At 70.0% G+C, this 13,197-nt stretch carries 9 protein-coding genes; 5 read left to right on the forward strand and 4 right to left on the reverse strand.

The genetic code is table 11. The features are described from left to right. Positions 1–2: 2 nt before the first annotated feature. From ACSQ86_RS10605 to ACSQ86_RS10625, 5 genes are all read left to right on the forward strand, one after another. Entirely contained in the window at positions 3–743 is a 741-nt protein-coding gene (locus ACSQ86_RS10605; protein ID WP_436303591.1) for a sugar phosphate isomerase/epimerase family protein, read from the forward strand. Beyond that, the gene (locus ACSQ86_RS10610) at positions 740–1,690 is read left to right on the forward strand and encodes a sugar kinase (RefSeq protein ID WP_436303593.1); all 951 of its coding nucleotides are present in this window, start codon (positions 740–742) and stop codon (positions 1,688–1,690) included. Before ACSQ86_RS10605 ends, ACSQ86_RS10610 begins: the two co-directional genes overlap by 4 nt. Then, positions 1,690–2,673 carry a 2-hydroxyacid dehydrogenase gene (locus ACSQ86_RS10615; RefSeq protein WP_436303594.1) on the forward strand — a complete coding sequence of 328 codons (984 nt, stop codon included), beginning with the start codon at positions 1,690–1,692 and terminating at the stop codon, positions 2,671–2,673. The genes ACSQ86_RS10610 and ACSQ86_RS10615 overlap by 1 nt, the downstream gene beginning before the upstream one ends. 14 nt (positions 2,674–2,687) lie before the next feature. Further along, positions 2,688–3,713, forward strand: a complete 1,026-nt coding sequence (locus tag ACSQ86_RS10620) for a LacI family DNA-binding transcriptional regulator (RefSeq protein WP_436303595.1) — start codon at positions 2,688–2,690, stop codon at positions 3,711–3,713. Between the two features lie 143 nt (positions 3,714–3,856). After that, positions 3,857–5,086 (forward strand): MFS transporter, encoded by a 1,230-nt coding sequence (locus ACSQ86_RS10625; protein ID WP_436308842.1) that lies wholly within the window; start codon positions 3,857–3,859, stop codon positions 5,084–5,086. Positions 5,087–5,112: 26 nt separating this feature from the next. Here ACSQ86_RS10625 and ACSQ86_RS10630 read toward each other — a convergent pair whose 3' ends face one another. The 4 genes from ACSQ86_RS10630 to ACSQ86_RS10645 form a co-directional block, all read right to left on the reverse strand. Then, on the reverse strand, positions 5,113–5,571 hold the full coding sequence (locus ACSQ86_RS10630; protein WP_436290574.1) for a RidA family protein: 459 nt from the start codon (positions 5,569–5,571) through the stop codon (positions 5,113–5,115). After that, positions 5,568–6,563 (reverse strand): transglutaminase family protein, encoded by a 996-nt coding sequence (locus ACSQ86_RS10635; RefSeq protein WP_436303597.1) that lies wholly within the window; start codon positions 6,561–6,563, stop codon positions 5,568–5,570. Before ACSQ86_RS10635 ends, ACSQ86_RS10630 begins: the two co-directional genes overlap by 4 nt. A gap of 2 nt (positions 6,564–6,565) precedes the next feature. Then, positions 6,566–9,262, reverse strand: coding sequence for a circularly permuted type 2 ATP-grasp protein (locus ACSQ86_RS10640; RefSeq protein ID WP_436303598.1), 2,697 nt, complete (start codon positions 9,260–9,262; stop codon positions 6,566–6,568). Positions 9,263–9,415: 153 nt separating this feature from the next. Then, complete coding sequence (locus ACSQ86_RS10645; RefSeq protein WP_436303599.1) at positions 9,416–12,919, reverse strand: DUF2126 domain-containing protein; 3,504 nt, start codon at positions 12,917–12,919, stop codon at positions 9,416–9,418. Positions 12,920–13,197 lie beyond the last annotated feature (278 nt).

A 13,197-nucleotide genomic window follows, 5' to 3' on the forward strand; every position in this document is an offset into this window, starting at 1 on the left:
CGATGCCTCAAGTACTGATCTCTCTGTCGTCCTTCGGCGCGGCCGAGGTGGGGCGGCACGGCCAGCTGTGGTGTGCGCAACTGGCCATGGCGGCCGGCGCCGACAGCGTCGAGGTGCGCGGCGAATTGCTGCGCGATCCTGCGGCCGAACTGCCTGCGCTCGCGGGCCTTGCTTCGGTCTACTCCAGTCCCGAAGGTCTCTGGGCCGAGGGTGGCTTGCTCGACAGCGCTGCACTCGCGCGCGGCCTCGCCGCCGCGACCATGCTGGGCGCGCGCCGGCTCAAGATGGCCATCGGCGACTTTCGCGCGTCCTCGCACGGCGCGCTGGCCGGCCTGCGCTCGCGGCTTGCCGAGACGCCGATCGAACTCGTGATCGAGAACGACCAGACCGTGTCGGCCGGCACGCTGCCCGCGCTGCAAAGCTTCTTCGATGCGGCCGACCATGCCGGGCTCGATCTCGGCATGACCTTCGACATGGGCAACTGGCACTGGATCGGCGAATGCCCGCTGCAGGCGGCCCAGGCGCTGGCCCCGCGCGTGCGCTACGTGCATTGCAAGGGGGTTCAGCGCCTGCCGGCCAAATGGGTCGCAGTGCCGCTGGCCGAATCCGCCGCGCCCTGGCGCGCCGTGCTGCGCGCCTTGCCGGCCGAGGTGCCGCACGCAATCGAATACCCTCTGATCGGCGACGATTTGCTCGCCATCACGCGCGACCAGGTTGCGCATATCCGAGCATTGCGAACATGACAAACCCTGCCTTCGACGCCGCGCTCTTCGGCGAGGCCATGCTCTTGCTGGTGGCCGACCAGCCTGGCCCGATCGAGAACGCCACCGCCTTCCACAAGCGCACGGCCGGTGCCGAAACCAATGTCGCGATCGGCCTCGCGCGCTTGGGCCTCAAGGTCGGCTGGGCCAGCCGGCTCGGCACCGATTCGATGGGCCGCGCGCTGCTCGCCACCATGCAGGGCGAAGGCATCGATTGCTCGCACGTGATCAGCGACCCGACGCAGCGCACCGGCTTCCAGTTCAAGGGCCGCGTGACCGACGGCAGCGACCCGCCGGTGGAATACCACCGCAAGGGTTCGGCCGCGAGCCACATGGGCCCGGCCGATGTTGACGAGGCCTGGCTGCGCTCCGCGCGGCACCTGCATGCGACCGGCGTGTTCGCGGCCATCTCCGACACCAGCCTGCAGGCCGCGATCAAGAGCATGGAGGTGATGCGCGCGGCCGGCCGCACGATCTCCTTCGATCCCAACCTGCGGCCCACGCTGTGGGCGTCGACCGAGGTGATGCGGCGTTCGATCAACGACCTCGCGGCCCGCGCCGACTGGGTGCTGCCCGGCATGGAAGAGGGCCTGCTGCTCACCGGCGAGACGACGCCCGAGGGCGTGGCGCATTTCTATCGCGGGCTCGGCGCGAAGCTGGTGGTGGTCAAGCTCGGCGCCGAGGGAGCCTACTATGACGGCGATGTGGCCGGCACCGGGCGTATCGACGGCTTCCCGGTGGCGCAGGTGATCGATACCGTGGGCGCCGGCGACGGCTTCGCGGTCGGCGTGGTCAGCGCGCTGCTGGAAGGCAGGACGGTGCCCGAGGCGGTGCGCCGCGCTGCCTGGATCGGCGCCCGCGCCGTGCAGGTGCTGGGCGATACCGAAGGCCTGCCGACGCGGGCGCAATTGAACGAAGCGAGGCTGTGATGCGCAAGAAGGTGTTGGTCTTTCGCGAACTGCCTGACGACCAGCTCGCCCGCCTGCAGGCGGTGCACGAGGTCACGGTCGCCAATCCGCGCATCGCGGCCGAGCGCGAGGCCTTCGAGGCCGTGCTGCCGCTGGCCCAGGGGCTGATCGGTTCGAGCTATCCGGTGGACGATGCGCTGCTCGAACGCGCGCCCAAGCTCGAAGTGATCTCCAGCGTTTCGGTCGGCGTCGACAACTACGCGCTGGCTGCCCTGCATGCGCGCGGCATCATGCTGTGCCACACGCCCCGCGTGCTCGACGAGACGGTGGCCGACACCGTGTTCGCTCTGCTGATGGCAACCAGCCGCCGCGTGGTCGAGCTCTCCAACCTCGTGCGCGAGGGCCGCTGGACCGGGAACATCGGCGAGGATCTGTTCGGCTTCGACGTGCACGGCAAGACGCTGGGCCTGCTGGGCTTCGGCCGCATCGGGCAGGCCATCGCGCGCCGTGCCGCTTTGGGCTTCGGCATGCCGGTGCTCTACCACGCGAGGCGCCCGGTCGATCTGGCTGCTCAGTCGCCGGAGCTGCTGGGGCGCGCGATGCACACGCCGCTCGACGATCTGCTGGCGCGCGCCGACTTCGTGGTCGCGATGCTGCCGCTGTCGGACAGCACGCGCGGCATGATCGACGAGCGCGTGTTCGCTCTCATGAAGCCGGGCGCCATCTTCATCAACGGCGGCCGCGGCGCCACCGTGCAGGAACACGCGCTGCTCGCCGCGCTCGACCAGGGCAGCTTGCGCGCCGCCGGCCTCGACGTGTTCGCGACCGAGCCGCTGCCCGTGGATTCGCCGCTCGCCACCCATCCGCGCGTGACACCGCTGCCGCACATCGGCTCCGCCACGCACGAGACGCGGCATGCGATGGCCGAACTGGCCACCACCAACCTGCTGCAAGCGCTCGCGGGCGAGCGGCCGGCGGCGGTCTACGACACGGCCTTCGCTTGAACGCGCGACCGCCCATGCAGCGCCCGGCCAAAGCAACGATTGCAGACGTCGCCAAGGCGGCGGGCGTCTCCAAGGCCACCGTCTCGCGCTTTCTCAACCACCGCGAGCGCCTGCTGAGCCCCGACATCGCGGCACGCGTCGAGGCCGCGGTCGCCCAGCTGGCTTACACGCCGAGCCCGATGGCGCAGGCCCTGAGCCACGGCCGCTCGCGCCTGATCGGCCTGATCGTGGCTGACATCACCAACCCCTACTCGGTCGCGGTGCTGCGCGGCGCCGAGAAGGCCTGCCAGGACGCCGGCTACCTGGTCATGCTGTTCAACCTCGGCAACGACATCGACCGCGAGCGCGAGGCCATCGATGCGCTCGCGGGCTACCAGGTGGACGGCTTCATCCTCAACACGCTGGGCCGCGGCGCAGGGCTGATCGATGCCGACGCGCTGCATGGCAAGCCCGCGGTGCTGGTGGATCGCCGCCATACCGGCATGCACACCGACTTCGTGTCGCTGGACAACCCCGCGGCAATGCAGGCCGCCTGCGGCCACCTCGTCGAGGGCGGGTACCGCGAGCTGCTCTACATCACCGAGCCGCTGAAGGGCGTGAGCTCGCGGCGCGAGCGCACCGCCGCTTTTGGCGACTGCATCGCGGCCCACGAGCCGCGCGTCGCGGGCCAGGTGTTCGAGAGCACCGGCGACGACGGCGATGCGCTCGATGCCGCGCTGCGCGCCCTGCACAAGCGAGCCAAGCGCGGGCGGCGTGCGGCGGTGCTGGCCGGCAATGCGGTCGTGACCTTGCGTGTGGCCTCGGCCATGGCGCGCCTGGGCTGGCGCTTCGGCGAGGAACTCGGCTTCGTGGGCTTCGACGATCCAGAATGGGCGCCCTTGATCGGACCGGGCCTCAGCGCCATCGCGCAACCCACCGACGCCATCGGCCGCGCCGCGGCGACCTGCCTGATCGAACGCCTGCGCGGCCTCGAAGGGCCACCGCGGCAGCTGCTGCTGCCTGGCGAGCTGGTTGTGCGAGGTTCGTCGGGTTCGGCCTGACGTTTTCGATTGTTGGCAAAGGGGAAACGGAGAACTTCCCCTGGGGGCCTTTGACGCCGTCGATGCGGCTTCAAACTCACCACCTCGCACTGCAACAAGCCTCGACGCACCGCGCCGCGGCTCCTTCCAAGGCTTCCCCATCCATGAATGCACCCTGCACCTCATGCGCCGATGCGCTGCCCTCCGTCTCTGAAACCACCGAAACCCCCCGTTCCGCCTGGCTCGCGGTCGGCTCCATCGCCGTCGGCACCTTCTCGATGGTCACGACGGAATTCCTGCCGATCGGCTTGCTGACGGACATCGCCGCCGGCATGAACGTCACCGACGGCACGGCCGGCCTTATGGTCACGATGCCGGGCGTGCTGGCCGCCTTCGCCGGGCCGGCGCTGATCGTCGCCTCGGGCCGTGTCGACCGGCGGACCGTGATGATCGCGCTCTCCGCGCTGCTGGTTGCATCCAACCTGCTGGCCGCCTTCGCGCCGAACTTCGCGACCATGCTGGTCGCGCGTTTCCTGCTCGGCCTTTGCATCGGCGGCTTCTGGACCTTTGCGCCGGGCGCCGCCACGCAGTTGGTGCCGGATGTTTCGAAGGCGCGCGCCATGTCGCTCGTGCTGGCAGGCGTTTCGGCGGCCACCGTGTTCGGCGTGCCGGCCGGCGCCTTCATCAGCAACTTCGCTGGCTGGCGTGCGGCCTTCGCGGTGACGGGGCTGCTCGCGGCGGTCGTGCTGGCAGCGCAGATCTGGCTGCTGCCGGCGATGCCGCCGGCGCGCGCCATTCGCCCGCGCGACCTGCTGACGCCGCTCACGCGCCGCATGGCGCAGGTCGGATTGCTGGCGGTGCTGTTCCTGATCGCCGGGCATTTCGCGGCCTACACCTACCTCACGCCGCTGCTGCAGCAGACCTTCGGGCTGGCGCCGGGCGCGGTGACGGCGCTGCTGCTGGTCTATGGCGCGACCGGCTTCATCGGCACCTTCGTCGGCGGCAGCCTGGTGGCGCGCAGCGTGCGCGGCACCACGCTGCTGGCGACGGTGCTGCTCGCCGCGGCGCTGCTGCTGTCGACGGTGGCCGGCAGCGGGATCGTGGCCGGCGCAGCCGTGGTGGTCGTCTGGGGTGTGGCCTTCGGTCTGATCCCGGTCTCGCTGACTGCCTGGATGATGGAAGCCGTGCCCGACGCGCAGGAGACCGGGCAGGCGCTGCTGGTGAGCGGATTCCAGGTCGCCATCGCGTCGGGCGCGCTGATCGGTGGCGTGACGGTCGACGGCTACGGCATCTCGAGCACCATGCTCCTGAGCGCCGCGCTGGTGCTGGTGGCCACGGCCGTGGTCGCCATGCTGGGCCGCGGGCCGCGGCCGGAGGTACGGTCAGCGGCTTGACGGCGAGGGCGCCGCCTCCCGCGGCGTCACTCGACTTCCGCGATCAGCTCGATTTCGACGCAGGCACCCATCGGGATCTGCGCCACGCCGAAGGCGCTGCGCGCATGCGCGCCTTTCTCGGGGCCGAAGACCTCGGCGAAGAATTCGCTGGCGCCATTGGTCACCAGGTGCTGCTCGGTGAAAGTGCCGACCGAGTTGACCAGGCTCATCACCTTGACGATGCGCTTGACCTTGTTCAGGTCGCCGATGGCGGCCTGCAGCGTGCCGAGCAGGTCGATCGCGATCGCGCGCGCAGCCTGCTTGCCTTCTTCGGTGCCGAGCGTCGCGCCGAGTTGGCCGACCCAGGGCTTGCCGTCCTTCTTGGCGATATGGCCGGAGAGGAACACCAGCTTGCCGGTCTGCACATAGGGCACATAGGCGGCGGCGGGGGCCGAGACCGGTGGCAGCGTGATGCCGAGGCTGGAAAGTTTGTCGTAAACACTCATGAAGGATCCTCGTCTTGTTGGGATTGCGATTGAGATTGCGATTGTGATTGCGTCTGTGTCTGCGCTTGCGACAGCGCCGCTTGCTGCGCCTCGGCCCGCAGCTCTTCGAGTGGCTGCACCGTGACGCCGACGTCGAGCGTGTGGCGCGCGCCGCCGTGCAGCACGCCGCGCATCGGCGAAACGTCGGAATAGTCGCGGCCGATGGCCAGCGCCACGTAGTCCTCGCCGGGTTGGCGGCCGTTGGTCGGATCGAATTCGGCCCAGTCGCCGGGTCCGTCGGCGCCGGGCAGGTAGACCGAGACCCAGGCATGCGAGGCATCGGCGCCGACCAGCCGCGGGCGGCCGGGCGGCGGCTGCGTCAACAGGTAGCCGCTCACGTAGCGCGCCGGCAGGCCCAGCGTGCGGAAGCAGGCGATCATGATGTGGGCGAAGTCCTGGCACACGCCATGGCGCTGCGCCAGCGCCTCGATCGCCGGCGTGCTGATCTCGGTGCTCTCGGTGTCGTAGACGAAGTCGCGGTACATGCGCAGCGTGAGGTCCATGGCCGCGTCGAACACCGGACGGCCGGGCGCGAAGCTGGGCCGCGCGTAGGCGGCGAAGTCGTCGTGCCGCGGCACGTAGCGCGAAGCGAAGACGAATTCGGAGGCCGGATCGAAGGGCAGATCCTTGGCGTAGCGGAAGCGCTCGCGCACCTCTTCCCAGGGCAGCTCGAGCGAGGCCGCCGGCGACAGCACCGGCGGGCCGGTCTCGACCACGCTCTCGGCCGTGACCACCAGTTCCTCGTGCGTCGAATCGAGCGCGAAGAAAGCGCGCGTGTTGCCGTAGACGTCGGGCGACTCGCCGCGCTGCGCGGGCTCGGGGCTGATCGCCAGCGCATGGCTCACCAGGCGCTGCGAGCCGGTGGCCAACGGCTTCAGGTGCGCGAGATGCTGCGCGGTCTCGACCGGCGGCGTGTACGCATAACGCGTTTCGTGGGTGACGTGGAGCAACATGATCAGGCACCGACCGAACGCAGCGACTCGGACGTGAGGGTGAAGTAGCGGATGCCGATGGCGTCCGACACATGGTAGGCCGCGGTCTCGCAGTTTTCGAGCACATCCTCGAGCGCGAGATGGCGTCCGTCGAGTCCGGCTTCGCAGAGATGTTCGAGTGTCCACGTGGCCGGATCGGGCAGCTCGTGCGAGAGGGCGGTGAGCTTGCCCGGCGCGCTGCCCGCCAGCCGCGCGATGCGGCCGCGCAGCGTTTGCGTGACCCAGGCCAGCGAACGCGGGTTGTCGCCGTCCTGCACCAGCAGGTCGACCAGGGTCGCGACATCGCGCCGCTGCTGATAGCGCGCGTGGAAGGTGATGGTGCTGTCGAACAGCGCAACCATGGCCTCGAAGCCGCTCATCTCGTGCACCGAACCGATCTCGAGACCGGCCGCCAGCGAACTGGAGAGAAAGGCGAGCCGCTCGATGTGGCGGCCGATCGAGAGCAGCCGCCAGGCGTCGTCGCGCGTCATGCGATCGGTCTGGGCGCCGGTCATTGCGGCGAGCGCGGCGCTGGTCGATTCGAGCATGCGCAGCGCCCCGGCGCTCGCGTAGCTGCCTTCGCCCTTTTCGCCGGCCTGCTCGGCGGAGCGGCGCAGGAATTCGGCTTCGGCGCGCACGATCTGGTTCCAGTTGTCCTGCGACAGCCGCTCGCGCACCGCGGCCGCGGCCTCGCGCACGCAGCGCAGGCTGTAGCCGACGCTGCCGCCCTTTTCGACGTCGCCCAGCTCCGCGATCAATGCGCGTTCGAACACGCGGCGCGACTTCGGGATGGTCGGCACATCGCGCGGCACCAGCGCATTGCGCAGCGCCAAGCGATGCAGCCAGGCCAGGAGCGCCGGCGAGGACTGGTCTTCGCCGCCGAGCAGGTCGAGCGTGAGCCGCGCGAGGCGCACCGCGTTCTCGGCACGCTCGGTGTAGCGGCCGAGCCAGAACATGTTCTCTGCCGCGCGGCTGGTGACCGGCGCACGGTGTCGCGCGAGCGATGCCGGCGTCGCATGCGACTGCAGCAGCGTGGTGCGGTCGACCTCACCGTGGGTCTGCACCCAGACGTCGGCGCTGCTGCCGCCGCGCTGCATCGAGGCGATCTGCGCATCGGCGCCCGCGAGCCGCGCCAGGCCGCCGGGCAGCACCCGCCACGACTTTGCGCCGTCGCTCACCGCGAACACCCGCAGCAGCACCGAGCGCGGCGCGATGTGGCCGGGGCCGAGGTCCTGGGTCCAGGTCGGCATCTGCGACAGCGGCAGGTAGCTCTGCACCGTGTGCTCGTCGCCCTGGCGCACGATGCGCCCGGCCCATTCGTCGAGCGCGCGGCGTCCCATGCGGCTGCCGAGCACGGCGTCGAAGCTGGTGTGGGAATCGTCGCCGGGGTAGGTGGACTTGATCGCGCAGCTGTCGAGCTGCGGCAGCACCGCTTCCATGGCGACGCGTTCGCCGCACCACCAGGTGGGCAGGGCCGGCAGCCGCAGCTTCTCGCCGATCAGGCGGCGCGCCAGCGCCGGCAGGAAGCCGAGCAGGGCGGGCGACTCCAGGAAAGCCGAGCCCGGCATGTTGGCCACCAGCACGTTGCCGGCGCGGATCGCCTGCAGCAGGCCCGGCACGCCGAGCGTGGAGTCGGGCCGCAGTTCGAGCGGGTCGAGGTACTGGTCGTCGAGCCGCTTGATCAGCCCGTGCACCGGCCGCAGGCCCTGCAGCGTCTTGAGGTAGAGGCGCTGGTCGCGCACCGTGAGGTCGCTGCCTTCGACCAGCGTGACGCCGAGGTAGCGCGAGAGGTAGGCGTGCTCGAAATAGGTTTCGTTGTAGGGCCCGGGCGTGAGCAGCGCGATGTGCGGCGGCTGGCCGGCGGGGCACATGTGCTGCAGGCCTTCCATCATCGCGTGGTAGGTCGCGGCCAGGCGCTGCACGTGCAGCGCTTCGAAGGCCTGCGGAAACTGGCGCGCGATCGCGAGCCGGTTCTCGAGCAGGTAGCCCAGGCCCGAGGGTGCCTGTGTGCGCTGCGACACCACCCACCAGTTGCCGTCGGGTCCGCGCGCCAGGTCGAAGGCGGCGATGTGCAGCCAGGTGTCGCGGGGCGGCTTGACGCCGTGCATCGCGCGCAGGTAGCCCGGATGGCCGTGCACCAGCGCGGGCGGCAAGAGGCCCTCGGCCAGCAGCTGCTGCGGCCCGTAGACGTCGGCCATCACGCGGTCGAGCAGGCGCGTGCGCTGCAGCACGCCGGCCTCGATCTGGGCCCAGCTCTCGGGCGAGACGATCAGCGGGAAGAGGTCGAGCGACCAAGGGCGCTGCGGGCCGTCGGCATCGGCGTACACGTTGTAGGTGACGCCGTTGTCGCGGATCTGCCGCTCGAGGCTGACCGCGCGCCGCGGCAGGTCGTTGAAGCCGGCGGCGCCCAGCTGCTCGAAGAAATCGGCCCAGGCGGGCGCCAGCGGCGGGCGCTCGCGCGCAGAGGCCTCTTCAGCATGCACCGCGGGTGGCGCGGACGAAGCCTCGTACAGCGGCGCCGGCTGGGAGGGCCCGCCAACGCGCGGGGCCGCGATCGGCGTCGCGGCCCCGCGCAGCTCGTCGAAGTGGCCCGGCGCTGCCGGCGGGGCGAGCGCCGAGGCCAGCTCGGCGGGCGCTTCCAGCGCCTGGGCGTCGAAAAGGGATTCGTTCAGTGGGTCCAAGATGTGCCGATTGTCACATCGGCGTCATCGCGATGGGGCGGTGGGCGATGATTCCAGGAACTCCGCGGAACCGGCTTTGCCGGGCCGCTGGTGTTGCCCCCTGCAAGGGGGTTGGCGAGAGCGACACGAAGTGCGCGAAGCCTGGGGGTGGGCTCATCCTCGTCTCAAATCCAACGTGAACGGGAACTCGCGGCTTGCAGCAAGTTCGATCGTCGCCGGTGGCGTGCGCAGCAGGCCGGGGGTATGGCCCATGCGCGAGAAGCGCGAATGGCGCCGGCTTTCGGCCTCGTTGGCGTTGACCGGGAAGCTCTCGTAGCTGAGCCCGCCCGGATGCGCGACGAAGTACTGGCAACCGCCGAGCGAGCGCTTCATCCAGGTGTCGACCAGGTCGAAGGTGAGCGGCGCATGGACGCCGATGCTGGGATGCAGCGCCGAGGGTGGATTCCAGGCCTTGTAGCGGATGCCGGCCACGAATTCGCCGACCGTGCCGGTGGGCTGCAGCGGCAGCACCTGGCCGTTGACGGTGACGACGTGGCGGCTTTCGTTGAGGCCGGTCACGCGCACCTCGATGCGTTCGAGCGAGGAGTCGACATAGCGCACCGTGCCGCCGGCCGAGCCTTCCTCGCCCATCACGTGCCAGGGCTCGAGGGCGTTGCGCAGCGACAGCTCCACGCCCATGGCCTGGACCTGGCCCACCAGCGGGAAGCGGAACTCGAAATGCGGCGCGAACCAGTCCGGATCGAAGGCGAAGCCGGCCTGCCGCATCTCGCTGATGACGTCCTCGAAATCCATCTTGACGAAGGTCGGCAAGAGAAAGCGGTCGTGCAGCTCGGTGCCCCAGCGCGTGGCGGGTGCCTTGTAGGGCTCGTCCCAGAAGCGGGCGATGAAGGCGCGCAGGAGCAGCTGCTGCGCGATGCTCATGCGCGCGTGCGGTGGCATCTCGAAGGCGCGCAGCTCCAGCAGGCCGAGGCGGCCGGTGGCGGAGTCGGGCGAGTAGAGCTTGTCGATGCAGAACTCGCTGCGATGCGTGTTGCCGGTGACGTCGACCAGGATGTTGCGCAGCGTGCGATCCACCATCCAGGCCGGCATGTTCTGGCCGTGGATCTCGCGGTTGCGCGCGATTTCCCTGAGCGCGATCTCGAGCTCGTAGAGCTGGTCGTTGCGCGCCTCGTCGACGCGCGGCGCCTGGCTGGTCGGGCCGATGAACATGCCCGAGAACAGATAGCTCAGCGACGGGTGGTTGTGCCAGTAGAGCAAGAGGCTCGCGAGCAGCTCGGGCCGGCGCAGGAAGGGGCTGTCGGCCGGCGTGGCGCCGCCCAGCACGAAGTGGTTGCCGCCGCCGGTGCCGGTGTGGCGGCCGTCGGTCATGAACTTCTCGGCCGACAGGCGCGTCTCGAAGGCCGCGTTGTAGAGGAACTCGGTGTGATCGACCAGCTCGCGCCAGTTGTGCGCGGGATGGATGTTGACCTCGATCACGCCGGGGTCGGGCGTGACCTGCAGCATCTTGAGGCGCGGATCGCGCGGCGGCGGGTAGCCTTCGATCACGATCTGCACGCCCAGCTGCTCGGCCGTGGCTTCGACCGCGGCGACGAGATCGAGGTAATCCTCCAGCCGCGCCAGCGGCGGCATGAACACGTAGAGCACGCCCGAGGCGCTCCCCACCTTCTCGGCCGCCGGCCCGTTGGCGCGGCGCGGGTCGCGCACCTCCACGCACAGCGCGCTGCGCGTGATCCAGTGGGCCGATTCGCCGCGCCGCGGCTCGCGGGTCGTGGTCGGATCGGAGGAGGCCGCGGCAGCGCGTGCCGCCGCCGGGTTGCCGTGCGCGGCCTGGAAGCGCAGCGCGGACGGCGCCTGCTGCGGTACGCCGAAGTCGTAGGGCACGGCGCCCAGATCGACCGGCGCGCCGGCGAGCCCGCCTTCATAGCGCGCACGGAAGAGGGTGGAGGCGGGCAGCGGCGCGCGCGGCGCGGTGGGGTCGCGCTCCACCAGGTAGGGATAGTCGCCCTTGCTGACCCAGGGTTGCGAATCGAGCGGCAGGCGGTAGCCCATCGGCGAATCGCCGGGGACCAGGTACATGCGGTCGTCGCGCAGGAACCAGGGGCCGGTCTTCCAGCCCGGCCCGGCGAGCGCGGGCGCATCGGTGTCGGCGTTCGCGGCCTCGATCGGCAGCATGTAGCCGATCACCGCATCGAGCTTCTGCGTGAACACGCGGCGCAGGCGCACGCGTTCCAGCTCGTCGTCGAGCTTCGAATCGAAGGGGTCGACGTTCACCGGCAGCCGGCGCTCGCGCCAGAGGTAGTAGTAGACGTCTTCGTAGCCGGGCTGCACGAAGCGGTCGGTGAGGCCGAGCTTGTGCGCGAGCGCGCTGGTGAAGCGGCGCGCGTCTTCGCTCGTGTAGTGGGTGGGCGTGCGTTCGTCGGCGAAGAGCTCGGGCTTGTGCCACAGCGGCTGGCCGTCGGCGCGCCAGAAGATCGACAGCGCCCAGCGCGGCAGCTGTTCGCCCGGGTACCACTTGCCCTGGCCGAAATGAAGGAAGCCGCCCTGGCCGTATTCGGCGCGCAGCTTGTGCACGAGCTCGGTCGCGTAGCCGCGCTTGGTCGGGCCGAGCGCATCGGTGTTCCATTCGGGCGCGTCGCGGTCGCTGGTGGCGACGTAGGTCGGCTCGCCGCCCATCGTGAGGCGCACGTCGCCGGCATTCAGGCGCGCGTCGACTGCCTCGCCGAGCGCCAGCACCTCGGCCCATTGATCGTCGGTATAGGGCTTGGTCACGCGCGGCGATTCGTGGATGCGCGTGACCTTCATCTCGTGGGCGAATTCGACCTCGGCCTCGTCGACCGCGCCTTCGATCGGCGCCGCACTCGAAGGTGTGGGCGTGCAGGCCAGCGGGATGTGGCCTTCGCCGGCCATCAGGCCCGAGGTGGCGTCGAGCCCGATCCAGCCGGCGCCGGGCAGATAGACCTCGCACCAGGCGTGCAGGTCGGTGAAGTCGACCGTGGTGCCGCTGGGGCCGTCGAGCGCCTTCACGTCGGGCGTGAGCTGGATCAGGTAGCCCGAAACGAAGCGCGCCGCCAGGCCGCAATGGCGCAACAGCTGCACCAGCAGCCAGCCCGAATCGCGGCAGGAACCGGAGGCATTGGCCAGCGTCTGCTCGGGCGTCTGCACGCCGGGCTCCATGCGGATCAGGTAGCCGACGTCCTTCTGCACCTGCTGGTTGAGGCCGACGAGGAAGTCGATGGTGCGCTTCGTCTTGCGGTCGATCTTCTCGAGGTAGGCCGCGACCAGCGGCGTGGCAGGGTCGGCCACGAGGTAGGGCGCGAGTTCCTGCGCCTGCGATTCGGTGTACTTGAAAGGGAAGTTCTCGGCCTGCGGCTCGAGGAAGAAGTCGAAGGGGTTGTAGACCGCCATCTCGACCACGAGGTCGACCGTGACCTTGAACCCGCGCGTCTTCTCGGGGAACACCAGCCGCGCCTGGTAGTTCGCGAACGGGTCCTGCTGCCAGTTGATGAAGTGCTGCTCGGGCTCGACGCGCAACGAATACGAGATCACGTTGCTGCGGCAATGCGGCGCGGGGCGCAGGCGGATCACCTGCGGTCCCAATTGCACCGGGCGGTCGTACTTGTAGTGGGTGACGTGGTGGAGAGCGGCGTGGATGGACATTTTTTCTCGGAACGTCGAGGTTGCCTCGGAGTGAGACGCATACTAGCCCACACGGTTAGCAATTAGCGCGCCACAGAGAGCGTGTAAGGGAGCGATTGCAGCATGTCATCAGGGATCGTTGCGTGACGCCGGGCGGGGAGCCGCGCGGCCTGGCTTTCTTTGCCGCCATGGCCGGCTTGGTGCTGGGCGCTGCGCTGCAGTTGCAGCAGGCGGCGCTGTGGCATGGTGGTGTTTACGCCGGGGTGCTGTTGGCCGCGGTCGCCGGCGGGCTGTTGCTG

It is taken from the genome of Variovorax sp. LjRoot130 (genome assembly GCF_964253755.1).
Classification (GTDB): domain Bacteria; phylum Pseudomonadota; class Gammaproteobacteria; order Burkholderiales; family Burkholderiaceae_C; genus Variovorax.